This window comes from Chryseobacterium sp. CFS2 (genome assembly GCF_036543225.1).
Lineage (GTDB): Bacteria > Bacteroidota > Bacteroidia > Flavobacteriales > Weeksellaceae > Chryseobacterium > Chryseobacterium culicis_A.
In genome coordinates, this window is record NZ_JAZHQU010000003.1 from 443,193 (window position 1) to 467,807 (window position 24,615).

General features: G+C 34.9%; 33 protein-coding genes. 6 read left to right on the forward strand and 27 right to left on the reverse strand.

Annotated elements, in window-relative coordinates; translation table 11 throughout:
* Positions 1-25: 25 nt before the first annotated feature.
* The 11 genes from ODR02_RS08920 to ODR02_RS08970 form a co-directional block, all read right to left on the reverse strand.
* Positions 26-4,837, reverse strand: a complete 4,812-nt coding sequence (locus ODR02_RS08920; RefSeq protein WP_309512194.1) for a tape measure protein — start codon at positions 4,835-4,837, stop codon at positions 26-28.
* Positions 4,837-5,046 (reverse strand): hypothetical protein, encoded by a 210-nt coding sequence (locus ODR02_RS08925; RefSeq protein WP_309512195.1) that lies wholly within the window; start codon positions 5,044-5,046, stop codon positions 4,837-4,839. The genes ODR02_RS08920 and ODR02_RS08925 overlap by 1 nt, the downstream gene beginning before the upstream one ends.
* Entirely contained in the window at positions 5,010-5,516 is a 507-nt protein-coding gene (locus ODR02_RS08930) for a hypothetical protein (protein ID WP_309512196.1), read from the reverse strand. The genes ODR02_RS08925 and ODR02_RS08930 overlap by 37 nt, the downstream gene beginning before the upstream one ends.
* Before the next feature lie 51 nt (positions 5,517-5,567).
* Positions 5,568-6,077, reverse strand: a complete 510-nt coding sequence (locus ODR02_RS08935) for a hypothetical protein (protein WP_309512197.1) — start codon at positions 6,075-6,077, stop codon at positions 5,568-5,570.
* Positions 6,078-6,091: 14 nt separating this feature from the next.
* Positions 6,092-6,496 (reverse strand): hypothetical protein, encoded by a 405-nt coding sequence (locus ODR02_RS08940; RefSeq protein ID WP_309512198.1) that lies wholly within the window; start codon positions 6,494-6,496, stop codon positions 6,092-6,094.
* Positions 6,493-6,720, reverse strand: coding sequence for a hypothetical protein (locus ODR02_RS08945; RefSeq protein WP_309512199.1), 228 nt, complete (start codon positions 6,718-6,720; stop codon positions 6,493-6,495). The genes ODR02_RS08940 and ODR02_RS08945 overlap by 4 nt, the downstream gene beginning before the upstream one ends.
* A gap of 182 nt (positions 6,721-6,902) precedes the next feature.
* Positions 6,903-7,232, reverse strand: a complete 330-nt coding sequence (locus tag ODR02_RS08950; RefSeq protein ID WP_309512200.1) for a hypothetical protein — start codon at positions 7,230-7,232, stop codon at positions 6,903-6,905.
* Entirely contained in the window at positions 7,223-7,543 is a 321-nt protein-coding gene (locus tag ODR02_RS08955; RefSeq protein WP_309512201.1) for a DUF6706 family protein, read from the reverse strand. Before ODR02_RS08955 ends, ODR02_RS08950 begins: the two co-directional genes overlap by 10 nt.
* Entirely contained in the window at positions 7,543-8,631 is a 1,089-nt protein-coding gene (locus ODR02_RS08960) for a major capsid protein (RefSeq protein WP_309512202.1), read from the reverse strand. Before ODR02_RS08960 ends, ODR02_RS08955 begins: the two co-directional genes overlap by 1 nt.
* Before the next feature lie 19 nt (positions 8,632-8,650).
* Positions 8,651-9,022: a hypothetical protein gene (locus ODR02_RS08965; RefSeq protein ID WP_309512203.1), complete on the reverse strand. Its 372-nt coding sequence runs from the start codon at positions 9,020-9,022 to the stop codon at positions 8,651-8,653.
* Positions 9,000-9,680 carry a hypothetical protein gene (locus ODR02_RS08970; protein ID WP_309512204.1) on the reverse strand — a complete coding sequence of 227 codons (681 nt, stop codon included), beginning with the start codon at positions 9,678-9,680 and terminating at the stop codon, positions 9,000-9,002. Before ODR02_RS08970 ends, ODR02_RS08965 begins: the two co-directional genes overlap by 23 nt.
* Before the next feature lie 120 nt (positions 9,681-9,800).
* Here ODR02_RS08970 and ODR02_RS08975 point away from each other — a divergent pair, with 120 nt between their 5' ends.
* The 3 genes from ODR02_RS08975 to ODR02_RS08985 all read left to right on the forward strand — a co-directional run bounded on the left by ODR02_RS08975 (position 9,801) and on the right by ODR02_RS08985 (position 10,709).
* The gene (locus ODR02_RS08975; protein ID WP_309512205.1) at positions 9,801-10,067 is read left to right on the forward strand and encodes a hypothetical protein; all 267 of its coding nucleotides are present in this window, start codon (positions 9,801-9,803) and stop codon (positions 10,065-10,067) included.
* A gap of 84 nt (positions 10,068-10,151) precedes the next feature.
* Positions 10,152-10,520, forward strand: a complete 369-nt coding sequence (locus ODR02_RS08980) for a hypothetical protein (protein ID WP_309512206.1) — start codon at positions 10,152-10,154, stop codon at positions 10,518-10,520.
* Positions 10,521-10,526: 6 nt separating this feature from the next.
* Positions 10,527-10,709 (forward strand): hypothetical protein, encoded by a 183-nt coding sequence (locus ODR02_RS08985; protein WP_309512207.1) that lies wholly within the window; start codon positions 10,527-10,529, stop codon positions 10,707-10,709.
* A 14-nt stretch (positions 10,710-10,723) separates the two neighbouring features.
* Here the strand turns inward: ODR02_RS08985 and ODR02_RS08990 are convergent, their stop codons facing one another.
* From ODR02_RS08990 to ODR02_RS09045, 12 genes are all read right to left on the reverse strand, one after another.
* Complete coding sequence (locus tag ODR02_RS08990) at positions 10,724-11,527, reverse strand: hypothetical protein (RefSeq protein WP_309512208.1); 804 nt, start codon at positions 11,525-11,527, stop codon at positions 10,724-10,726.
* 57 nt (positions 11,528-11,584) lie between these two features.
* A complete protein-coding gene (locus ODR02_RS08995) occupies positions 11,585-12,292 on the reverse strand; it encodes a hypothetical protein (protein ID WP_309512209.1) in 708 nt (235 codons plus the stop codon).
* A gap of 111 nt (positions 12,293-12,403) precedes the next feature.
* A complete protein-coding gene (locus ODR02_RS09000) occupies positions 12,404-12,847 on the reverse strand; it encodes a hypothetical protein (protein ID WP_309512210.1) in 444 nt (147 codons plus the stop codon).
* 6 nt (positions 12,848-12,853) lie between these two features.
* A complete protein-coding gene (locus tag ODR02_RS09005) occupies positions 12,854-13,795 on the reverse strand; it encodes a toll/interleukin-1 receptor domain-containing protein (RefSeq protein ID WP_309512211.1) in 942 nt (313 codons plus the stop codon).
* Positions 13,796-13,825: 30 nt separating this feature from the next.
* Positions 13,826-14,869 carry a hypothetical protein gene (locus tag ODR02_RS09010; RefSeq protein ID WP_309512212.1) on the reverse strand — a complete coding sequence of 348 codons (1,044 nt, stop codon included), beginning with the start codon at positions 14,867-14,869 and terminating at the stop codon, positions 13,826-13,828.
* Entirely contained in the window at positions 14,866-16,251 is a 1,386-nt protein-coding gene (locus ODR02_RS09015; protein WP_309512213.1) for a phage portal protein, read from the reverse strand. Before ODR02_RS09015 ends, ODR02_RS09010 begins: the two co-directional genes overlap by 4 nt.
* A complete protein-coding gene (locus tag ODR02_RS09020) occupies positions 16,251-17,591 on the reverse strand; it encodes a PBSX family phage terminase large subunit (protein ID WP_309512214.1) in 1,341 nt (446 codons plus the stop codon). The genes ODR02_RS09015 and ODR02_RS09020 overlap by 1 nt, the downstream gene beginning before the upstream one ends.
* Positions 17,572-17,949, reverse strand: coding sequence for a hypothetical protein (locus ODR02_RS09025; protein WP_309512215.1), 378 nt, complete (start codon positions 17,947-17,949; stop codon positions 17,572-17,574). The genes ODR02_RS09020 and ODR02_RS09025 overlap by 20 nt, the downstream gene beginning before the upstream one ends.
* A 5-nt stretch (positions 17,950-17,954) precedes the next feature.
* Positions 17,955-18,278, reverse strand: coding sequence for a hypothetical protein (locus ODR02_RS09030; RefSeq protein ID WP_309512216.1), 324 nt, complete (start codon positions 18,276-18,278; stop codon positions 17,955-17,957).
* A gap of 16 nt (positions 18,279-18,294) precedes the next feature.
* Positions 18,295-18,912, reverse strand: coding sequence for a hypothetical protein (locus ODR02_RS09035; RefSeq protein WP_309512217.1), 618 nt, complete (start codon positions 18,910-18,912; stop codon positions 18,295-18,297).
* Positions 18,912-19,106 carry a hypothetical protein gene (locus ODR02_RS09040; RefSeq protein WP_309512218.1) on the reverse strand — a complete coding sequence of 65 codons (195 nt, stop codon included), beginning with the start codon at positions 19,104-19,106 and terminating at the stop codon, positions 18,912-18,914. Before ODR02_RS09040 ends, ODR02_RS09035 begins: the two co-directional genes overlap by 1 nt.
* A gap of 387 nt (positions 19,107-19,493) precedes the next feature.
* On the reverse strand, positions 19,494-19,892 hold the full coding sequence (locus ODR02_RS09045; protein WP_309512219.1) for a hypothetical protein: 399 nt from the start codon (positions 19,890-19,892) through the stop codon (positions 19,494-19,496).
* A gap of 164 nt (positions 19,893-20,056) precedes the next feature.
* On the opposite strand from ODR02_RS09045, the gene ODR02_RS09050 reads away from it, so the two are divergent.
* Both ODR02_RS09050 and ODR02_RS09055 read left to right on the forward strand, forming a co-directional pair.
* Positions 20,057-20,230: a hypothetical protein gene (locus tag ODR02_RS09050; protein WP_309512220.1), complete on the forward strand. Its 174-nt coding sequence runs from the start codon at positions 20,057-20,059 to the stop codon at positions 20,228-20,230.
* A gap of 25 nt (positions 20,231-20,255) precedes the next feature.
* A complete protein-coding gene (locus ODR02_RS09055) occupies positions 20,256-20,603 on the forward strand; it encodes a DUF2493 domain-containing protein (RefSeq protein WP_309512221.1) in 348 nt (115 codons plus the stop codon).
* A 32-nt stretch (positions 20,604-20,635) separates the two neighbouring features.
* Here the strand turns inward: ODR02_RS09055 and ODR02_RS09060 are convergent, their stop codons facing one another.
* From ODR02_RS09060 to ODR02_RS09070, 3 genes are all read right to left on the reverse strand, one after another.
* Positions 20,636-21,118 (reverse strand): hypothetical protein, encoded by a 483-nt coding sequence (locus ODR02_RS09060; RefSeq protein ID WP_309512222.1) that lies wholly within the window; start codon positions 21,116-21,118, stop codon positions 20,636-20,638.
* On the reverse strand, positions 21,115-21,882 hold the full coding sequence (locus ODR02_RS09065; protein WP_309512223.1) for a hypothetical protein: 768 nt from the start codon (positions 21,880-21,882) through the stop codon (positions 21,115-21,117). The genes ODR02_RS09060 and ODR02_RS09065 overlap by 4 nt, the downstream gene beginning before the upstream one ends.
* 77 nt (positions 21,883-21,959) lie before the next feature.
* Complete coding sequence (locus ODR02_RS09070; protein WP_309512224.1) at positions 21,960-23,129, reverse strand: tyrosine-type recombinase/integrase; 1,170 nt, start codon at positions 23,127-23,129, stop codon at positions 21,960-21,962.
* A gap of 456 nt (positions 23,130-23,585) precedes the next feature.
* On the opposite strand from ODR02_RS09070, the gene ODR02_RS09075 reads away from it, so the two are divergent.
* On the forward strand, positions 23,586-23,840 hold the full coding sequence (locus tag ODR02_RS09075) for a hypothetical protein (protein WP_309512226.1): 255 nt from the start codon (positions 23,586-23,588) through the stop codon (positions 23,838-23,840).
* 42 nt (positions 23,841-23,882) lie between these two features.
* Here ODR02_RS09075 and ODR02_RS09080 read toward each other — a convergent pair whose 3' ends face one another.
* Complete coding sequence (locus ODR02_RS09080) at positions 23,883-24,599, reverse strand: hypothetical protein (protein ID WP_309512227.1); 717 nt, start codon at positions 24,597-24,599, stop codon at positions 23,883-23,885.
* Positions 24,600-24,615 lie beyond the last annotated feature (16 nt).

A 24,615-nucleotide genomic window follows, 5' to 3' on the forward strand; every position in this document is an offset into this window, starting at 1 on the left:
ATGTATATATCTTGTAAATTCATGATTATGGAATGCCGGCAAGACCGGGTTTGATTTTATTGTTTAATTCAGCCATATCCTTTCTGATCTGGATTAAATTGCTGGTATTGCTTTCAATTTTTGACAGGAGAACTGTTTGTGCATTGGCTACAGTTTGATTTCCCTTCATAATCTTTAGTACTTCAGATATGTTTATTCTGACTGCATTGAACTGACCTTCCAATGCTCCAGCTGTCTTTTCGGTAATTCCTTTGATGTCACCTTTTAAACCTTGGGCTGCCGCGGTAGTATTTTCGAAAACCTCTTTAATTGATTTAATGCTTTCTAGAAACGCTTTATATCGTGGATCATTTTTATAGTCTTTTAACTTATCAATCTCCTCCTGGGTCAACCCATCAAAAGCGCCGTCAATATCAGTATTAGCCAACTGGGCTTTAAGATCATTGATTTTTTGCTGAAGTTGCATTCTCTTAGCTTCGAGGACTTTTACCTCCTGAAAGTTTCCAGATGCATTAATTTCAGCTTGTGTCTTCTCAATTTCGGCCTGCGTTTCTTTAATGGCCTGTTCAATCTTACTTTGATCTCCTTTTCCGTATCCCATTGAAGCATAAAGGTTGTCAACCATTTCTTTTACAACCGGCTCCAGATACTTTATCCTTAAAGCGTTGACAACAGCATTTTTCATAACATCCTCCACCACTTTATCAAAAGATTTCGCAGCGTCTTCACCTTGTCCAAATGCCTCAATTAATGAGTCTGCAAGTTTCTGGGAAAGTTCTTTGAATTCTACAGTAGTAACACTCTCTTTAAACTTTGTCACCAAATCTTCTATCTGGCGGTTTATATCGTTCATCTGTTGCTCGTACTGCGAAATTTTGTCCTTATCTGCCTTTTTCTTACCGAACTCTTTATCACGCATATCATTAAGAACCTTTTGCTGTTCCTTAAGGTTATTAATCAATTCTTTCTGCCTGGAAATTGATTCTTGACCTGCTGTTTTTTCAATCGTCCTTTGAAGATCTTGATATGTATTTTTGAGGCTTTCAATTACTCTTTGCCAATCTTGAATTTGCTTTTCACGAGCGTTATCCCCACCAATTAAGCTAGAAACAGCAGCAATCGTCTGGATTAAACCTCCTGCAGCTTGTGCATAATTTTGTTTAAAGTATCCTTGTACTAGATTTGAAATACCTTCTCCCAACTGTTCAACATCTTTCAATGTTTTTTTAGTTGACTCAGACATTGTACCAAGCGCATCACCTAATCCAGTTGTAAATCCGATAATGCCTGATACAGCACCAGCTGTGGCTTCAACAATTCCTCCAAAAGCAATTCTTGTATTTTCTAATTGCTCATTATACTGCGGGCTATTCTTTCCAAACTTTTTCTCTACATCATTTAATTTTTTCTTCTCAGCTGTGTATTTACTAATTGCAATTCCGATGGAGGCAAAAGGATCTTTGTTTAATTGATCATCTATCTTTCGTAATTGATCTTGAATTACTTTTAATTGTTCTGCTCCTAATTTTTCGCCCTCCGCAGACTGTATGTATTCCTCAAGTGCCTTCTTTAATTTTCTTAAAGCACTAGGACCTACTCTTTCTAAGTCACCAAAAGCTTTAATAAATAAGTCGGATTTTTGGAAAACTTCCAATGAAGCTTCAGAGATTTCCTTTGCTTCATTTTTGTATGAAATACCTAATAGCCTAAGCCTTTCTTGCTCTGAATATGAAGAATTTTCACCAATCTGCTTCCTTATTTCCTCATATTTTTGCTTAATTACTAATGCCTTTTGTTCAGCAGTTTCCTGTTCATTAACAAATTGTATTGCAATTTCCTTTTGCTGTTGGATTATTGATCTTTTTCTTTCGTCTAAAAACCTTTTCTGAGTAAGGAACATATCTGAATTACCCCTTTCATTTTGGTAAGCATCATCTATAGCCTTTTCTATGGCTTCGATTTGATCAACATACGACGGCATTAACTTTAAAGTGTTCTCAAATTCTCTTTTAAAAATTTCGATTGGCTCTTCAATTCCTGTTAGAGTATTTTTTGCACTTTTAAGGTTTAATAAATAATCATAATCTGATTTTGTAAGTCTTTCGCCAGCTATTGCGCGATCATTTAAGGCAAGTATTTCGTTGTCTATATATTGAAGAAAACTATTGGATCCTTTAAATAGCCCCTGATACATTTTATCAGCTTCGTCTTTACCGAAATATTCAATTGACTTGTAGTAGTTTTCCCATTGCTTTTTCGCTAAATCAAATTTCTCTTGTGATGTTTTGTAGGAAATTTCATCATATTTTTCTTGAAGAGCAGCTCTCCTTTTGTTTGCATTTTCTAACGAAATGATTTCTCCTGTCAAAAATGGATTCCCTTGTTTATCCTTATCATGGCCAAACTTATCAAGTTTCCTAATCTTAACCATACCATTTTGCATGACTGCGATAGCATCATCTAACAATTGCATTTGTTGCTGAATTTGTTTTGGAGACCCTATTGGAAATATTTCAGCAATTTGATTTTCTTCCTTCTGCTTTTTGGGGCTTACAAGATTTCTAATTCTTTCGATTTCAGCTTCGTATTCATTCCATTTTTTAGATCCTACAACAGTTTTTTTCTTTAAGGCTTCTAATCGTTCTATTTCCTGATCATACCATTCTTCAGTAAATTTTGCAGGAGAATATGGCTTTTCTTCTGTAATAGAACTACCACCGTTTATGTCAAACCCCTCTTTAACCGCTTTTTTCACGTCTTTTATTGCGTCTGAAATAGTCTTTTTTAAAGCTGCGATTTTCTCTTTTTTTTGATTCTCTGGGTTAATAGACCAGTAATCATCATTAAATGGATTGAACGCCTGGCCAATTGCTTCTCCCCATGAAAAAGTCTTGACATCTTTTTCTAGACTCTTTAATTCTTCTTCCCATCTTGCTATTTCTTGTACCTTAAGCATTGCCTCGGCATTTCTCTCTAGTGTTTTATTATATGCCTGAACTGCTTTATCTGCTTGACCAGTTCTTATTGCTTCAACAGAGAGACCTTTAATTCTATTTTCAGTAAGTCTATTAAGCTGATTTACCATTTTGTTTGCATCATCATATGATGTGCTTTGATCCTTGATAGCCTTAATAAGAGTTTCAACTTTAGTTTTTTGCTCGTTAACAGATTGATTGGTTCGTTTTAGATTCTCGTTATATTCTTCCTGAATTTTTTGCAGCTCAGAGGTTGCAGATGCTGCCTTGTATATGCTGTAGGTCAAAACACCAAGAAGAACTATAACAGTTGCATATGGGTTAGACATTAAAGTAGCATTTAAAAAAGCCTGCGCTTTTGCTCCTGCTAAACTTGCAAAAGTTTGAATTCTTTGAACAGCAGTAAGTCTAGTTGTTGCAGTTGCATTGGCATTTTTTGCAGCTATTTGAGCTGTTTCCGCTGCAGTTGCAGCAGTTTTCTCCGCAACACCTACCGCTTGTGCCGTATTCTCTAATTGTTGTTTTGCCGCATTGAATTCTGTAGAAACTGCTAAAGCTCTTTTTCTAGCAATAGAAGCGGTTTCTTGAGTCGCAATAACAGTATTTTGAGCGGTAGATACTCTTTTCTGGGCTATTTCTATTTCCCTGGCAGTACCAGTTGCCTGAATTGCTGAAAGCTCCATTCTAGCTAAGGATAATTGTACAGCCGCTTCTTGAGCTTTTGCTGTAGCAGTAATTCCGGATTGAATCGCGGACTGCTTTTTAATAGCCAATGATGAAACTTCAACTTGTAATGCGGAATACTTTGCTCTTGTATTAGCTAGTTCGGCAGCTGCTTCTCTTGCTGTCGCTTCTGCCTGTCTTTGGGTTACCAAAGCTCTACCAAGCTTCATTTTTTCCGAAATTCCAAGAAGTGCAATTTCTGACTGAATAGTCATGTTGTACATTCGGCCAAGAGCATCGGTTGTAATTACTGCAGCTTTATATAATCCATAAACAGAAATAAGCTCAAGAATAGATTTACTTACTTCTCTATAGTTTTCGACTAAGTGTGATAAGTTATTTATTCCTCCAGAAAGAAGAGATTCATTACCTGCGCCAATTTCATTAAGCATTAATTCAAATTCATGCTTAAGACGATTCACAGCTCCAGTAAGGGTTGTTGCCTGCTTTCCAATAAGATTATTGAATTTCCCTCCTTCAGTGGTTAAAGCATTCATTGCCTTTTCTACTTCAGGGAAACCAACTTTACCAGCCTCGATAAGACCTTTCATTTCAGTTTCATCAACATTCATGACCTCTGCTAGTTTTTCCATTAGCGGAATACCACGCATTGTAAACTGTAGAATATCCCTAGTGTATGCCCTTCCCTGAGTTTTCAAAGTTCCATAAACATAGGCTATATCTCCAATTGGCGCTGAAACACCAGATGCTACATTTCCAAGCATCTCAATATCATGTGTAACTTTATTTACATCAATACCATATGCTAATAGTTGTTTACCAGCTTGTCCGATCTCGGAAAGTCTAAAAGGGGATCTTAAGGTCAAACCTTTCCATTCTGTCATTAGCTGATCCATTTTAGACTTTGAGCCAGTGATAGTTTCAATGGCATTTTCCATCATCTGGAATTCACCTCTAACTTTGATGACTTCCATTGTAAAGCCCTTCATTGCATTAAATGAAAAATAACTAGCGATACCTACGGATAGGCTTTTAAATGCAGAATCCATATTTTGGGTTTCCTGGATGGTGGATTGGCTAAGACCTAAAATATCTCGTCTCATAGAATCGATGTCTCTACGAAATTGAGTAGTATCTATACCTGCTCCAAAATATAAGGCTCCGTTATTGGTATTCATTACTTGTATTGCTGTAGTTGTGCGATTAAGTCTTCAGAGTTCTGTTCAGTCATTTTGACGGACTTTGTGTTTGATTTTTTATCGTCATCATTATCGTCTTTCGACTCGTATTTAGGAGCATCTATCAGCATTCGCTGTACGATACGCCAGTCTATATCCCAAAGCAGGTAGTCTAAAGACCATCCGAAGTGGTGGCAGATTTGCCCCATTGCTCCGTAGATGGTTTTGAGTCCGGTTTCTCTATCGGCATCGCTTTGGTCGGACGGTTCCCGTTCATTAATACCGTAGAGGTCATAAAATTTTGATAGTTTGAGAATTTCAATAGTTCGAGTGAGAATTTCATAATCTCTTCGCTATTGAGAGAGTTTAGGAAGTGCCATTTAAGCAACCATTTTGGCAACTTGCTTTCAACTGCAACTGCCACGGCTTCTGCTAAAAGGCTTGCATTATCTCTTACTGCTTCATATTGTGCCGGTAGTTGAATAGAAAGATCGTTATTCGACAGGGCTTCTTCATCTACTTTGATCTTAATGGAAATCCTTGATATCCTGAGCATTTTGCCCATTGGAAGTTTTCCGATGTTCCAAGTCTTTTTCTTACCGAAAAAGGTTGTCTCAAAGCTGTAACCTTCACCAACCAACAATTCTAACTCCTCCTTCTCTAATTCAATGTTTTCCATATAGAGCTTTATTAAAAGGACCTACCCGGAGATAGGCCCATGGTGATTGTATTATGGAGTTGTTAGTGGATAGTGTGGATTATCGAAGTTTGAAACGCCTTCTTTTTCACATTCAAGCACTGTTACTGAAACAATTAAACCCAGCAATGAATCTTTACCCATGGCATCAGAAAATCTTCCTGAAACTAAAGCTCTTGGCACATCGAATCCATGCCCAAATTCAGGGACTGCCTGAAAAGACATTTCCTTTGGGATTATTCTTTTAGGTGGGGTATACTTTTTTGTTGTTGCATCATAGGTTCCTCCCCAAACTTTAACAAATGCAGGTCCGTCCGCGTCGTGAACTTCAAATTCAAAACCCAACGTTCCTTCTTTTTGCCTAACATAGAATGGTATATCCGAAGCCTCCTCTTTGAATTCAACTTTATCTCCTTCAGTGTGGTTAACTTTGAATGAACCCTCCTTGATTTTCCCAATATTTTCAAGTGCACTACCTAGACCTCCATCAGATCCAACCGCTCCCAATTTGACTAATGCTAGTCCATTATTAATTGATGACATTGTTTGTATTTTTTTTAGTTATATGCTTTTAAATTGACTCTGAAATTGATGTATGTAGCCTTCTCTGCTTCCTCGGTAAAAGAATTATGATATACTACCGATAGGTTAAAGGCTGGTCTAAAAACCTTCTCTAATAGAGGATAAACAGCTTTAGAAATCGCATCTTCCCTTACGGTATTTGGTAAGTACTGATCAATGTTATTAATCTTCTTAAGCAACATTGGAACATAACAGTTGACGTTGAACACTCCATCCTGTAGAAAGGAATTATCCATAGCTAGCGAATTGATCACAATATCTTCCTTTGTGCTTCCAATTGGCCGTTTATCTCTATAGACAATACCTGATATTAGATTTAAGATATTCCCCTCAATCAGCAGATCTGATATCCATTGCTTACCTTGGTTTACCGTCTTCATCTTAATTGTCTTAAAAGGTTTGGAACTAATGTTTTAGCCATTTGTTCCGCACTTGTCAGAACATTACGTCCCCGGCTTTCAACCTGTGAGGCGTATTTCATTCCTGCGACAACAACAAGAGCGATAGCTGGTTGTTGGGTCATAATTTCTCTAGCAACAGATTTCCCGGTATTAGTTCCTTCTCCGTCCCCAGTAAAGTTTTCTTCTACAATCTTTCCATCCAAAATGATAACATATCCTGTAGAAGATCTTAAGTTTCCGGTTATGTCTCTATAGGTGGCATTCGTTCTTGCTTCATTTATTACCTATTCTGCGCAGTATTTTAGAATCCGGATAACTTTACTAGTAATTTCCTTTTGAGCCTCCAGAAACCTCTTTTCTATTGCTGAATTATTTCCTGTAAATCTTAGAGCCATAACCTAGAGTGTAGTTGTTCTTTTTTAAATAGCCTGTTATTTCCTTCAAGCCTTACATTTCCTTCCTGATCAATAACTCTGATTAATCCACCTGTGGGAACTTTTGGACAGTTTTTCGGTAAGTAAACCACGGCCCCATACACATAAACCTCACTATCTTCAGTTACGATCTTGCTACCTCGTCCGTTTGCTTCGTCACGGCATTTAGAGAGATTCACCCATTCTTCTGAACCATCGGACCAACTTCCGTCACTTGGATTGTAAGTTGATTCAGCTAGTTGATATAGCCAAAGTGTGTAAGGAAATTGCTTTATCCCCATTTTGCAGTAATATCAGTGATTGTATTTTCAGAGAGTAGATCAGGCTTTCCAAGTTTCCTTGCTATCATTGAGTAGTATTTCATGAGAGTGGCTTTATCATAGGAGATAGAATAACCACCCTCAGAAATACTGGAAGGCATGTTAATGATGTCGGGGATTACGTTATAAAAGAAATTATCTAAGTTTATATCATTCGTTATGGTTTCGGATGGATTATGGTTCACGCGGCCTAATTCTGCTGCAACCATACCATCGGAATACTCAACCGACCAAAGAGAAAATTTTTCTTGTATGTACTCCCCGATAGTCATTATGCTAATTTCGTTTTCAGAATTAGAGATTTTTTAACGTCATTGAATACCGGAATAGCGAAAGCCGTTCCTTTCGTTGACATAATCTGCGGATCTTCTGTCCCCCATGTTTTAACAAGCAAGAAATCGTCTTTTACCTCTTTAGAGATCTCAATTCCCGTCTTGATATTAAACTCGTCTGATACAGTGTATTTTGTAACACCAATGATTGGTGAAATTGTCAATGTGATATTTCCTTGTACCCATCCAGAAACGGCAGTCCTCACGCCCGCTTTACTTTCGGTTTGAACGAATGAGTCCCAAACCTTGAATACAGGAAGTCCTTTAGCTGATAATTCAGAATTCAATTGAGCAAGCGTTACAGAAGGTAATATAGTACTAGGAGTTACAGGAATACCAAGTACAAACATCTTTGTATTTTGGTTTCTCAGTACTTTGTTCAGAGTGTCTGTTTCCAGAGTTACGGACATGTAACGATTTCCTGTTTTTCTTGCTTCATCTTGTAATGCCTGAATCTCTTCAATTGGATCTGCTGTAGCATCTGCAAACCAGTCTTTCTGAGCATTCTGTACGACAACTCCGTAATCAAGGGAAATATTCTTAACGCCTTCGTTATTTGCTGCTGTAGTAGTTACTTTTCCGGTTGATGCTAATTGCTTTGCTTCAAACTCCAAACGCGCATTGATACCGTCAATTACGAAAGGAATATCATCATAGATCATATTGATCATCTGATTCTTTACAGATGAATTTTTAGGGTAAGCTAAGGCTGCGGTTCTCAATTCTCTAATCTTAAACATATCTTCCTCATCCTTATCTCTTGCGATCTCCTTTTTAGTAATCTGCCCCATTGATTTCTCTACGAAGTCTCGACCTTTCCTGATCGCTCTCGATCCTAATGCAACGACATCTGCCATTACTTTTGCACCAGCTGATTTTTCGAGCATCGTATAGCTCAACCCCGTATTAAATTCTAATGGAAAGAAGTCTCTATAATAAAGTGATCCCAATGGATATGCCTGAACTATCGCTTTCCAATCATCAGTACTAAACTCCTGTACTACATTTTGTGCATTAATTTCTGCCATTGTTTTGTGATTTTAAATGTTAGTAAGTAGTGATTCTTGGAAGTGCAGCTTTTAAAAATTCAATTCCGGCTGATTCTTTATCTGGCAGAGCTTCCAGTCTTGCAGTAGCAGCAATAGCTACCGCTACTAATGGGAAATCGTCGATAACGATGTCATGAGTAGTAAGGCCGATTGCATTTTTCACGTTTGTAGCGGTGAAGTCAGCATTTACGACATTAAACATTCCATTTGATCCCGGAACAAGTAAAGTTCCCGCGGGTAAAACACCATTTGTGAATCTTGCAGCAGCAGAAGTTTTGTCTACGTGAACTCCACCTGGATAATGTGCTGTGATTTCATCAAAAACCACCTTTTGAAATCCCGAAGGACTAAGCTTTTGTATTTGTTTCATTGTTGTAGTTGGTTTTAATGAATGCTTGAACATCTGAAGAAACACCTCCCTCTTTTGCGACTTCTCCGAACAATGGTTTTACTGAAGAACCTAAAGCTCCATTCGCTACCGATTGCTCATAAGCGTCTGATTTGGCTTTCAAATCGGTTGCAAAAGCAGCAATTTCCTCATCATTTTGGAATGTTCTGTCAGTTGGTGATTGTGGGAGAAGATCCAAGTAAAATTTAGATACTTTCAGCTCGTCTAGTTTCAATTGCAATTTTTGAGCATTGGTTTGTGCTGTTTCCTTTTGTTGCATGGCTATGAGACTTTCCGCAAGTGTTTTACTGCTTTCGATCATAGCTTTTGCCCATTCAGGAATTTCATCTTTGCCCGCTTCTTTCTTATCCTCACCCTCCTTTTTTTCATCCTTCTTCTCTTCGGCTTTTCCTTCTCCAGATTTTTTAAGGTTTGTGATTTCAGTTTGAAGCGTTCTGTTTTGATCAGCGAAGGATTGATAAATTTTCATCTGTCCTTCAACCCCTGCAACTGCAGTTTCTACCTCTTCCTCTTTTTCAACCGTCTTAGCCAATGTTTCGGCCATGACTTTTAAAATTGTTTCACTTAACCCCAGATTTGCGTATTTGGTTTTAAGTTCCTTTAGGATTTTTTCAAACATTACTTAGAATTAATTATTATGCTCAAAAGTACTTTAGTTAATATTGTATAACAATAATTAATATTGTAAATTAGCATAGTTATATAAAGTATTACTTTAATAAGCAGTTTTAATTACCGTATGAATGAATTACTAAATAAAAGAATGGCAGATATGACGCTCCGGGATGTAATGGAAGCATCTCATCTTGTAGAATTAGCAAAGTCGATATCTATTACCTTGGATGAATTCTGCCGGATCATAGGAAAACCCAGAAGACGTGTTTACTCCCTAATCGATAATAAATTATTACCTGAAGAATTGATTATTGGAGGGTATGAAAGTAGAAAGCAAAAAACTAAAATAATGTTCCATACTCAACAAGTGCTTGAGTGGCTTAAAAAATAACTTTAACTCAAAACAACTAAGGAAGCAAATCATCTTTTAAAGCAACCTGAAGAATCTTAGCTTCATATAACTTAAATTTTAAATATGGAAACAAACGAATTACGCTTAGGAAATTATGTAATGGATAAAAAAGATGAAAATTTAGAATGTGTGTACCTCCTTCAAGATCTCGGAGATCTGGTATACATTAATGATCTTCATCCAGACAATTGTATGCCTATTCCATTAACCGAGGAATGGTTGCTGACGTTTGGTTTCACTCTTATGCCAGAAAGCGAGTATACTTTAAACACTTATGAAAAAGAAGAATTCCAACTATGGAATAAAAAAGGCGATTTTTCTGAAATTGTATATTTGAGCAGCCGCGATACAATTGAATTAAAGTCGGTCCACCAATTACAAAACCTTTTCTTCGCACTTAAAGGAAAAGAGTTAACTTTGAAAATAAATTAATAGAATATGGAAAACAACGAATTAACTAGACTTATAATGCTTTCTTTAAAGCAAAGTCAAAAAATGCATGAAGAAATTGTTAAAGTTTTAGATTTAGACATCAAGGATGAAAAGCTTCATTTAATGAGAGTTTATTCAGAACAAAATAAGACTTTACTTAAACAAATTGAAGAAATGTTGCAGCACTAAAATTTAAGCCCCAATTAAGGGGCTGTATTTGTTGTTTCTAGTATTTTTTTAAAATTAATAATATGTGTTAATGAATCCGTTGAAGCTACCTTGCCAGACATAATATCTTTGATCATGTCAATTATTTTGCTTTCAAACATTTCGATTGTCAATTGGTAAGAAAAGAAGGTCTGTCGTTTTAAATACTGAACTTCTTTTTCATTAAAGTAATCTGTAAGTAAATTTATGGCAGGCTCATCCTTATGCCAATGTTTAAATTCTTTAAAGGAAATTCCTGTCATTGTATTATTGGCAATCCTACCTAAAAAAATAGTGTATACATTAAGCGACACATAAAGATCGTCTCCGAGAAAGGGGCGTTCACAGAATATTACTTTTTTAAAATCCTGTATTTGTATAAAGATGGAATCGTAATCTATACCTTTTAACTGATTTATTATAAAAATCGAACTTTTAGTTGGATTATCACTATTTAAATCTTCAATTTCTGCCTCAGTAATACCATCATATACAAATGCTATTGTTGGAGATATTTTACACTTAACACTTTCTAGGCTAACCCATACTTTTTCTATTGCTTCAAGTCTTCTTTGGTGACTTGCACTATAATTATCCTTTTGTATATTAATTAAATTGTTTAGAATTGAGGTTTTTTCAGATAATTCACTTTCTAACTTTTTTAGCTCTGTATCTGTTTTTGCTCTCCATTCATTGTTTCTTTTATCGGCCCATCTTTGGGCTGCAAAACCTACTACTCCAGATATTACTGCCGACGACCCTCCGCATATTGCCACAACTCCCTCAATTGATATATCCATGATTATTATGTTTTCACAAATATAACAAAAAAGCCCTCTCAAAGAGAAGGCTAAAACTTAATTTATTAGTTCCGTTCCTGCTTCAACTAGGCCTTTTACAATATTTTTTATTAATTCCTTTTTACCTTCAGCCCAAAACTCTTTGATGAAATTTATTCCTTGTTTAGCAATCTTTGCAAATATTTTTGAAATATGTTCTGCAATCCACTTTTGAGGCCTTGTTGGTAAACTTTCCCTTACTTCAGTAATATCTGTAATAATAGTTTCAATCTGTTCTCTATTATTACCATCAGCCATATTAATCAATCTAGTGCTTACTTGCTCTAAAAGGTAGTCTAATTGCAAAATTTGAGTAGTACTAAAAGGACGTGTATCAGCATCTTCATCAACTAATTCAAAGTTTGTATAGAATTCTTCTTCATAAGATTCAAGTATTGGATCATCAAAGAATGATTTTACTTTATTATAGTTTTCAAGAAGTTGTATCCAAGAATTAAAATTATCTTTTAAATCCTTACTATAAATTTTTACAGCAAAAGCTTTTAGTTCTTTTTCGTTTTTTGGAGCTTGAACTATTGTAAAGAGCTCTTCTCCATCACTTATTTCACTTGATTCAATAGTATAATAAAATTTTGAACTTGAATCAATATCTCTTACAAACAATATGTTTCTCTCCCTATTTTCAATAGTAAACAATTTATCTTTTAGTCCTACAAATGGTTCTAAAGCCTTTAAAACTGAAAGGGGTATATTTTTCTTACTCATATTATAATATTTTGCACTAAAAATACCACAATCAAATGTATCCTACAATCTTTTTACTGAACTGCAGGCTTGGATTGCAATGGTATTTCTTTTTTGATTTCCTCTTGCATCTTATCCACGTCCTTGACCCAAGCGTTCTTCACTGTCAGCTTCCACTAAATATTTAAGGAAACTTCCAGACTTTGCAAGCTCCGTATCCAGGCAGACTTTCTCTCTCCAGAAATCGTAATTTTCTTTTCTATATTGCTCGTCATTTTCCCTGACAATAGGTTCTTTAAGATAAATAAGCAGGTTCGAAAAGCCGTCAAAAAGATTAGGATATAGATTTTGATCTGTATTAGTCAATAATCGCCCTATTCTGCAGGAAAGCTTAGAAAAGATATTCTTTGTGTAATTGTCATTATACAGGTGGAAACAGTAGTATCGAATTTCTGGATAGTCGCAGCCGAATATTATTTCTTCACAATACCCCATAAAAGATGAAGATAGAGCTACAAAGTCCAGCTCCATTTCATCGGTTAAACGGTTATATTCGGTATATTCCAGCGAGGTCACGTAATTTTACTTTGAAAGTACATTCTTTAAATTTTCAACAATATTATCAATGCCATCACTCACATTTAAATATCGTTTTGTCGCAAGCAGTGGATATTCAGTGAGTATTGATTTAATCTCAGCCGGATCTCCTAACATCAATGGTAATACCCTAACATCACCCGTGACTGTTTCAATATTTAAAACAGCTTCGAGTTCCGCATTTGTCCATTTTTTATCAACAAAACTTTTAGATAGTATAATTATTGAAAACCTTGATTTTGATAACCCTTGGTTGATTTTTCTTATTAGACTTTCTCCCCATGCAATTTCATTTGAATCATACCAAAATTTAATATTTTCGGCGGATAAATGTTGGCAAAATTTTTCTACAAATGTGTTTTTATCTTCGGATGCATGACTAATAAAAACATCATATTCATAACTTTCTTTTGGACTCTTATCTTTACTCACAGCAGACATTGTTTTATTGATAACTCTTTCTTCTAACAAATATAAATCTTTAGTTTTAAGTATAGCAATCAATATTAATACACTATCCAGAATTTTTAGTTGATCTTTTAAGGTTTGAACCATTTGAATAACACAATTAAAACGTCTTGTTTTCTCTTGAGCATGTAAAGCATCCTGCATTACTTTTTCATAAAACTCCTTACTCCCTTCCCAACTTTCTTCTATTTTCTTCACCCAGGAATAAAGGGTTCCGTATTCACCAGCATTATTTACAGAGGCTAGATCATATGAAAGTCCTCTTGCCATCGATCTTCCATAAGAATATAATAATTCAATACTACTGTAGTGTTTAACATCATAATGATAAATAAGATCCATATCCTCATTGTTCTTGTCATGAATCCAATTAGAATCCATTTCCCTTAGGCTTTCGGCCAAGAGTAACGATTTATGAAGTTCAGCTTCAACTGAGATAAAATCTTTTCTAATTTCCATTTGTTAAAAGTTTTTCCGAATATACATGTTTTACTTAATTAAATTACGATTTTCAATTAAGAAATACGGCTTACTCCTTCTTCTTTCCAGCATTTCTCTATTATCTGCTATCCACTGATTGAAATTATCAGGAGCTCCCGCGACGAAATTCTTAGAGGCTTCTGGAGACAAGTCCTGTCCATTGTTGATTTCGTTAATTATTTCTGCCTCTGATTTAAGAATCATTGTCCGGAAGCATTTACAGGAAACATGCCAGGAGGACCACTTAAAATCCTTTGGATAGTTTCCTTGTAGATCATCACACATGTCATAGACTTTATGTTGTGGGCTTAGGTTGATTCTTTGGCCTACAACATCATTGTTACTCATAATTCGGAGCTGTTCGGCTTCCCTGTATGCAGTATTGATCTCGTTTGATGCTAAACGAAGAGCATTTTTATGGGCGGAACGATACACTCCTTGTCCAGGATGAAAGGCTGCAGCATTTTTCGACAGGACCAAGTTCCCATGCTTATCCCGAACTCTACGGAACAGAGCATCAGGGTTATTAAGATTATATTTTATCTTTCTGGCTAGGTCTTGGGCAGAGATCCCTTCTCTTAACGCATCATCTATGGCAAATTCAAGGTTTTCCCTTGCTTGCTTGGAAATATTCCATACTCTTTCTGATATGGTAAATTTGCCCTTCTTTCGTTCTTGAAATGCTTCAAGAGCTGTTTTGTTTACAGATTGCTTTGAAATCTCTGTAATTCTTGATTCATAGGCTCCCGTTGGTATACGATCCTTGATTTTATTTAGATTCTCGATTAGAAGATCGCTGACTTTCTGGCTTCCATAATCCCATTCATATTGTGTGAAGATTTTAATCTGTGAAACTAGGCCGTCATTGTATTTATTTATAGCCTGACTTACACCTTTTGTTATCTTTCCGTAATCCTTAAATCGAAACAACTTTTCCCCTACCTTTAAACCAACTACAAGCAAAACAATTTCTCTCACTAAATCCTCATATAAAGCATTTATTGATCTCAAATATTGATTAATGCGTCTGATATGTTTTTCGTCTGGACTCATAATAGGTCATTTCCTGCTTTTTTCTCCATTTCAGTGTTGATCTCATCAAGCTCCTGCTCAACATCTTTCACTCCTGCCCTTTCCATTGTTGTTTTTTGGCTGAATAAAGGTTGGTTTCCATTTACCTCCATTAGCATACGGTAGAACGCAGCTTCATTGTTTATGATGTAAGGAGTGATTACCGGTTCAGCATCCAGGTCACTATTCCGGAAGGATGTATTCATTAACTGCAGGAAAGATTTCACAATTGACATTCTACGCTTAAGAGCCGGCACATAAACAGACATCTTATCCATTACCTTAAGGTGTGGTAACATGAAAAGGAAAGCAGCATTTTCAGTGGCCAGCATGTTCCCAAGTCCTTGTAACGCATCAGGAGAAATATTTACAGAATTGGTCATTTTGTAAATAATGCTTTCCAGATCTTCTTTTTCATTTGATAGAGATTCACTTGCATTTGGTGGTTGCACGAAATCAGCCGTGGCATTGTCACCTTTTAGTTGCAACACCTTCCCTGTTTTATCTTTGGAAAAACTTCCAGTAACTTCTCCGGTAAGCGCTAAAATAGGAGCTGAGAATTTTTTGTTTACTTCTCCCGTGTCGCTGGCTATTTCTTCGAGTCTTTCAATGGCTTTCTGAGCTTTTGACCATTCCACATTTTCAAATTGATAGAAGACAATGGGAATTTTGCCAATACTATTTTGATTTTCCGACACCAGGGCTATACCTCCGTTTTCATCCCTAAGAATAGCAATCCTATCTGCAGTGTATATCTCGTAGTACTTTACTTTTTGCCCTTCGATACGCTTTTCATATTCTCGCAAGAAAGCTACCATGTCACCCTGCTCATTAAAGTACGGATACATTTTGTTTTTATCTGGTGTAAGAACGTTCATTTTTAACCGAAATTGAGAAGGAAAGCCATAAAAATTGTTAGGCTCTTCACTTACCCACCAAAGTTCAGCACATTGTGTAAATCTGCCATTTGATTTAGCAATTTCACGATCCATGAAAATAACTTTCTCTTTATCTAGTATTTTGAGATATGAGTCATACATGGTAGAATCCTCAAGGTTGTTAGTATACTTAACCGGATTAGCATACAAGAATGTAACAGCATTTGCAACAATTTCTTTCTGGTAAGCTAATGGAATCCTATTGATTTTTTCAATTCTTTTACCTTCCTTTTTGTTGCCTGCTTGATCGGTATATTCATACTCTACAATGCGATCCGGATAATTATAAAGATCTGTCATTATCCTGTGCTTTGTTTCGTCCCATTCTGAGTTGAACTGCTCAATATTAGGCAGTTCTAAACCATTGTTTTTGAGATATGCTATTTTCTCTCCGATGGTCGGTAGTTCGTAATATTTCTCGTCCATTATATTAAAGATGCTATTCTGCTGAGGTTATTGTTTGGTGCTTCAGTAAGCTCTAACACAACATATCTGATAGGGTCAATAAGGTGATTCCAGTCGTCAATAGGTGTATTTGATTTCTTATCATGCCACACATAGTTGTTTAATTCTTTTTTGAGGTTTTTGCTGTCTGGATCCACTACCAAAGTGTAATCAAGCATTCTGGCAATGCCGCCACTGACTGATCCGGGACCTTTTTCCGCTGCAATTACATTGTTTCCCTTCTTCCGGAGTTCTTCAATAAGTCGTGGTTCTGCGGAATCGGCCACAATTAAAACTTCTCCCGCTATCTCCTTATTGAACTCGTAGATCTGGGAGGTTGTCATTTTAGTGCGATAGAGATACTCTTTTAGGTAGATCTTTTTCAACGATTTCTCAATGCATACTTTTATTAAAGTTGTTGGATCAACAGAGAATCCATAGTCCTGTCCGAAAATAGCCTTACCATTGTCGATGAATTCGCCTTCTTCCCAATCTTCAAAGATTACTCCTTCCGCTTTGCTTAACCACCCACCCAATATAGTGTGTAAGAAATATTTTGCTTTCTTTACTAATTTAGGGTCGTATTCAGCTTTCTTATTACCTGACAGCACTTTCCAGGTTTCATAGATTGACCTTAATTCTTCGTATTCATTCCAAGTGTCATCTGAAATAAATTCACGCTCGATATCGCGGTAAGTAGAATGAATATAGAGTACATTACCAACGATTCCGTTAAACCCTGCTTCTACACCTTTACCTTCAAACAACTCTTCATGGATCCAATGTTCTTCTGTTGCCGGATTTAAGGAGAGTATGGATAAATTCCTTACATCTAATGCCCTCATAGATTTTTTAATTTTATCCCAGGTTGTGAAGTCCGGCATTTCCTCAGCTTCATCCAGGATAAACACCGAGAAGTTCTTCAGCGATTTTAATGATGCAGTTTGATTTCCGGAGCCGGTCTTTATACCCTTGAAAACTATCTTACTTTCATTGTAGATTCCTCTAATGCTATCTTTTGTAACCTTGAATTCATCTGCGCAGTTAAGCAGTGAAAGTTTTTCTTCGAATTCTGGAATGATTGAGTCTTTTGCTGATGTAAGAGTATATCTCGTGTAAAGTATCCTATGGTTAAAGTCTTTGGTTGCAATGCCGGAGAACGTACCAATTGCGAATGACTTTTGAGAATATCTTCCTCCAGTGATTACAACAGTGTTTACAGAATAAAGTGGTTCACTTGGTTCTGCACTTAACCATTGGAATAAAGGTTCATACTTATCCGACAGGTTTAGAACTTCATTTTCAATCTTTTCCTTTCGCACCTTTTGAGAATACAATTGTTGTTTTACCCTTTATTTCTCCTGAGTGTTCTGTCTCCTGATATGTCATTGACAGCTTCTTTAATTCTTCAGGTGTTGCAATCAGTTTCATAAGTGCCATTTGCAGTGCAGGAGAATTACTCTTATACCATTTGGATCTCATCGAAACTTTCAACTCCACTCTGTTCTTTTCCAAGAGTTCTTTTAGCTCGTTACTTTCGTTACTTTCCAAAGGGAAGTACTTATAGAATGTCTTTTTGGATATTGGTAAGAAAGACACTACATCCTCAATGAAGAATAGCTTATGTTTTACAATCGCTTCTGTCGCTTTGTCATATATTTCTTTCTTCTTGTAAGCCATATTACTTACTTTTTACTATTCAACAATATTTTAGCAAGGTCCATAACGAAATACTCAGACACATATCCAGGAGGAATGTTTATTATTGAAGAAAGGTCTGTTATTTCTTCCTGTTGTGTAGGTAATGCCGGCATATCTAATCCTAAACTTTTATAAATTGATTCAGGACAAATAAAAAAGCAGCTACCTTGATCTTTATTAACAAAGATTAAATCTGAATTCCTCTCTGTTTTGACAATCCATAATCCACTTTCAGGATAATTTTCAGCTACTCTCGCCCCGTCAAGATCTGAAATTTCTATTTCTTTAACTTCTATAAAATGATTCATGCTTTATTATTTATGATTAATAATCTTCTGTACAGCTGTACCCCTTTAATAAAAGATCAGCCATTAGTTTATTCTTTTGAACTTCAGTAGTACACGTCACTTCAAATCTGAAGGTAGGAATGTATGTTTGCTCTTCCGGTTCTTCTTCCTCTGGAACATCTGCAGCAAACTTTAAATCTAATCCCCATTCTTCCAATAGATCAGAGTCCCATTCGTTTGCTAAGATTTCCCAATCCCAATCTCCTCCGGATACATTGTCTTTTATTACAAATTCGTTTTTTTGATCTTCAGTGAAATTACTCTCTTGTTTTACCCAACCTTCTGGAAAATAACCTTCAAATAATGGTCGTAAATAATTTAAGCACTCATCTTTTTGAGTATTTTTATAACCATTTTCCTTTAAAACACTTTCCGCATATTCTCTACCTAAATTTGATATTTCGACACAACTTTTGTCTCTCATATTACCTCCTAATGCCATGAAATTTTCATCAACAACTATTGGCCTATGGGACATCATTTGTGGAAATAAAATAATGCTTTTAACAAGCTTCTTGAACTTGTCGTCTTTTATCAACCTAGGGTTATTAGGGTTGACCTTTACTTCTGATATTTTGACTTTCTTTGAATACATTATTCGACAACCAATGTTATATTAATTCTTTTTCTTGTCTTATCTACATCTATTACTCTTCCAATCACCTTTCTTGAATCGGCGTTTTCCATACTACTATCAAGCCAGATATATTCGCCTTCAGCTGGAACAAAAGAGGATTCAATTTCTATAATAAGTTCACTTTTCTTGTTAACGATTTTGATTTTGTTCATGCTATTTCTATTTTGATTTAATATACTCTTTGCTACAACATTTTGAGAAGTGTTGAAAAGAAAACACTCCAACTGTTTTATATTCATTGTCTTTTAATACTCTACAGAAATAGTAAATTACATTTTCGATATAGTCAATGTCAATTTTCTCACAGAAACACTCTATTTCGTTTCCTGTATCATTATGAATAAATTTTACACTTTTCATACTATTGAAACTTTGATTTGTTCTTTTGACTTGTGACATGCCATCCACCGCATTCTCTGCAGTAGTACTTTCTCTTGGGAATATTACTCCTACTGCTGGCAGATTTGCACTTAGTAATAATGGACTGCGCTTCCCTTTCGTTTGTATACATGTATTTGCTGCAGGGAGTCTTCGTAGTATCAATTCGCATGCTCTGGAAGTTTTAAGTACCATTCTATTAATTTTACTATCCTGTTGAAATCCCACTGGAACTCCGCATAGTATCCAAGTTCCTTAAGTCTTGAAATTGTCTCGCTCTGCTCCTGGATATGCTTATTGCTTTTCAGTTCACCATTCTGCTTGTATGGGGACTCTATTTTCAACTCAATGAATAATCCGTGGTAATTTCCTTTTGGCAAGAAAATGAGTGGATCCGGAGTTTTAAATCCCGGTTTCTGAATCTGAGAATTTCGTACTGCCTGAAACTTTGTCAGCTTTAGACTTGCAATGGTGTCAGACATAAAAAATACTGAGGGATGTACTGCTCTTAAGTAAGCACACACACATTTCTGTAAGTCAAATTCAGGCTGTCTTTTCATATAAACCATTTAAACAAAACAAATTTATTTAATGATTTGATTTATTGCAATTTAAAACACACAACCTAATACATTACTTTAATAATAAAATTTTTAAAAACCGTTTTTATTACATGTTACGTTTTTGTTTTTTATATTTGATTTGGAATTAAGAACAAAATAGAATGACTTATAAACTCAATAAACTCATTGTCAAAAAAGAGAAACTTTTAAAAGAGTTGGAAGTCATCTATGAGCAAATTGCATTAGAAAAACTGATGATTGATGAAAATGTTACGCTTAGCAAAAAGAAAATGACATTTGAAATCCAAGCTAGAAACAAGTTTAGAATAAAATAACACGTCCGTCCTATAATGATATAAGATGTTTAAGGTGATTATTGCCGGAACCAGAACATTTGAAGACTATTCTTTGCTTAAGGAACGGTGTGATTACTATTTGCAAAACTATCATGAAATCGAAATAGTTTCCGGAGGAGCCAGAGGAGCTGACTTTCTTGGAGAAAGATATGCTGTTGATAGTGGATACAAGCTTTCGAAATTTACAGCCAATTGGGATTTAGGACCCAAGGCCGGCCCACTCCGTAACCGACAAATGGCAGAATACGCAGATGCTCTCATTGCTTTTTGGGATAATAAAAGTAAAGGTACTTTAAGCATGATAAACATTGCTAAGGAACTCGGATTAAGAATAAAAATTGTACAGATATAGAAAACCCGGGTATTGGGGACTGTGTATTTAAATCAAAATAAGGTTCCTAAATAATCTCTTAAGGGGATACTTAAGTCAATAAATTTCACTTTTAGATCCATATGGGTTTGCAATGGTAATATCATTTTATTATAACATTTTCGATCCTTAGAAATAAATGCATCTATTTCCCTATTTTTAATCTGTCCTAAAAGTTTTAGATCATTTATTATTACTTTTCTTTCGATATTTTCTCTAGTATCTTGAATATCCTTTAAAAATGTGTAATATTCGCCAGCAACTTTCGCATCACCATAGTCAAACTCCAAGATTTGAAAAGATTTAAGCATTAACAAATTTTGGGGATCATCAGCAACAGCATATTCACTGATAACTATTGTTGACAAGTACATTACAATATTTTTCTCGATAAAATAACGGTAATATTCTACTGTTTGCTCATGAAATTCATCATCAGATTTCAAAAGTCGCATGACAAAAGAATTATCTAGCAATACACTCTCTATATCTTTCATAATCCATCAACTTTTAAATCGTTTATCCACTTATCAAGATCTTTAATCTTACTTAAGTTTGTAGATGCTTTTTCAATCGCATTTTTTAAGATCTCAAAATTAAATTCAGGCTCATATGTAAGAATTTGTAATAGTTTAAGATCTGAAAGCTTACCATCATTTATGTTTTTCTTACCTTTTACCTTTAGTCCAAATATTTTATAAGTCTTTTGATCACCGTTTGCAATTTGATCTCTTGAAGCTGAAACCGTCAGATTACCATAATTCTTTGTAGTGATATGGAGATTTGGATTCTTACCTCCTTGTTGATATACCTCTCCATAAAGATAAAACTCACTTTCATAAAAAGCGGGCATCAACATTTTAAAATTTGTATTAGAATCGATTACCAGTGATTCTTCAGGAGATTGTGAACTCTTAAATTTAAAGATGAGATCATCTTTAATTGCCTTTTTTTGAATTTTGTCAATAATTTCCTGGCGCTTTAAATCCATAAATGAAATATCATTTCTTTTGGATATTTCAGAAGTTAGTCCATTAAATAAAATAACCGTTGAAATAGGCATAAAAAAGACATTTTTTGCTGATCCTTTTTGTAAGTCATAAGCAATATGTGGGCGAGATGCTTTTTCTTCTCTGGTAGGGTATAGAAACATTTCAAGATCGCTTATTAATGCTTTTATATCATTAATATCTAGATCTTTTGGAGTCATTGACTCATCAAAATTATCAATTATGATCTCTATGTATCCTTTTTCTTCCACATCTCAAATGTACTAATTTTTTTGATATCGGAGTTCATAATACCTGTTTAACTACCTATACAATAAACAAAAAAGAATTATTTAAAGTCCCTTGCTTTTTCCTTGATTGCTCTAAAATTAGTCAGTTCTAGTATTTGAGCATAGATTTCAGTGGTTATCGGAGTTGTGTGGCCAAACAGCTTTTGTACTGCTTCAAGACTTACACCATCCTCAATACTATCATTTGCTTTTTTGTGCTTATTCGAATACATATGCTTATTAATTCCTAGCTTTATCATTACTTCATTTTTCCAAACGTAACTGGCAGTATTTATTCCTAAAATATGTGGGCTTGGTTTAAAATCATCATGCGAAAAACAATCGTATTTACGTGTTCGACCAAAAACATAATAATCAGGATTTGATAAATCCATCAATGCAAAATCTTTCCTTAAATCCTCAGGAATTGGGATTATCCTTTTCCTATCAGTTTTGATTATCTCCGGAGGTAAAACCAATAAATCCCTGTCTCCACCTCCTAATCTTATCATTGAACATTTCATTAGCCTTACCTCTTTTGGCCGTAATCCAGTATGATATAATGTCTTTAACCAGATATTATAGTTTGGTAAAACTTTATTGAAATGCTTAACAACTTTTGTCTGCTCCTTTGGGGTCAAAGGAATGTAGGGTCTTTTCTTATCTCTTTTTAAAGATCCAATATCTGAAATTATATTTTCCTTGATGTATTGTTTCTTTTTTAAAATTCCGAAAAGAGAGCTGAGATTGTTTTTTTTAAAATTAAAATAAGTATTTCCCCAGGATCTCTCCGTTTTCAACTTTTCTAAAATAGTCTCCACGTGAAATGCTTTAAGATCTGATAAAGGTTCTTTATCCCATCCCAACTTGATGATCTCTTCATTTACAATACGTACGGTTGATTTATAGTTGTCTAAAGTATCTGGAGAAAGACCTTTTGCGGAAATTAACTCTAATGCCTTTTCAAGAGCATTACCAATTTTCAATTTTTCTACAGAGTATTCCGGAAGAGAGCTTTTCTTCTTTGGCCTCCACCCTGTCTTTAGTTGAATACTTACAGCTTTCGCTAAATCTTCAGCAGCGGATAAACGATCTTCAGGATCTGGGGATATGTTTATTCCTTTATAATACTTCTTGACCACCTTTTGTGTGTCAGTATTATATAAATATACATAATAGTCTCCTTTTTCGTCTTTAGGAGTGTAAATTCTAATTTCTAAATCTCCCATATAAATTAAAAATTTATTAGAGCTTGCAGGCGTTGAGAATTAGAATACTTTACTGTAATTTACTACTTACGTTTGTGGTATTTTGTAATCACCTGTATTTGTGAGGGTTACAAAACGCGTCTTATTTTTGATAAATTACACATCTATTAATTCAACTGAATATCAACTAATTAAACCAAAAAATACTGTAAACATCAGGGTTTTCTTACTGTTTTAAATTATTTTTTACTATTCAGTGCTGCAAAAATAATGATTATTTCCATATTCTGGTAAGACTGCATTCTGTATTTTGTGAAAACGTTGATATTTTTGAATAAGTTTTTTCCTTTTGTATTATACCAAGCATAATCATCTGCTATTATTTTACCTAGTCCATCAAATCCAAAACCTTTTCTTCGCACTTAAAGAAAAAGAATTAACTTTAAAATAAAAAATTATCAAATTAAAACTAATAATATGAAAATAGTGTTATTATCTACAATTATTAATGAGTTAGAGATTGTAATTGAAGCAATTGATTTTCCAACACCTCCCTTAGTTGGGGATTTTGTTGATATTATTGACTTTATGGATCAAAATCAAAAACTTATCTACAAAGCCTATTGCGAAAACAATGGTAAAAGCCAATTTGTAAACATTAAAAGAAGGTCTTGGCATACTGAAAAGGGAGAAGTCGTAATGTATCTACATTTGGAACACATAAATGCTTGATTCGGTCAACTATTATAGCTTCCGCATAAGAGACTATTACAATTAAATTTCTTTCAACTCTTGTCTCATATTTTTGATAAGTTCTTGTTTTATTATTTCAGCTTCCTCGGCTTCCCGTATTAAATTTTGTTGATTTAAGGTCATTAAATTTGAATCGCCTGATAAAATAATTGATGGCATTTGCTGAATTAGCAAGTTACTTTCCTTCATTATTCTCTCATATACTAATTCATATTTATTAAGTCCTTCAATTATTTGATCGCTAGCATGCAATTTAATCTCTGATGTCTCATGCTTAAGTTTATTGATATCTTGATGCGACTCAGATAAGATAGATTGAATGGATAATTGATACTCCTGTATTCCTCTATTGTACTCCTCATCTGACTTCGAATTGAGACAGCTTTCGGTAAATTTTTGTGTCATTTCCTGCATTTTCACCGCACTCTTCAATCCAATCTCTGAATTTAATTGGTCTAATTTCTGAAAAAAGCCTACATAAGAAGCCTTTTTGCTTTCATACTGATACTTTCTTTTCGATATATCTAACTCATGGTCCTTCTTTAGCTCTTCCAATTGTATATTAAAGTTAGCTTTTATTTTTTCAGTTTCTTCAACAAGCCTTTTATTATCCTTTTTTAATCTTCTATGTTTGGCTTGTTCAATAAAATGAACTGCTAGACCAGATATAATAGCACCTCCCACACCAGTAGAAAGACCTCTGATTAATTCAGGTGAGATAGTTATATTTTCAAGCATGATTTTTTTAGCTTTT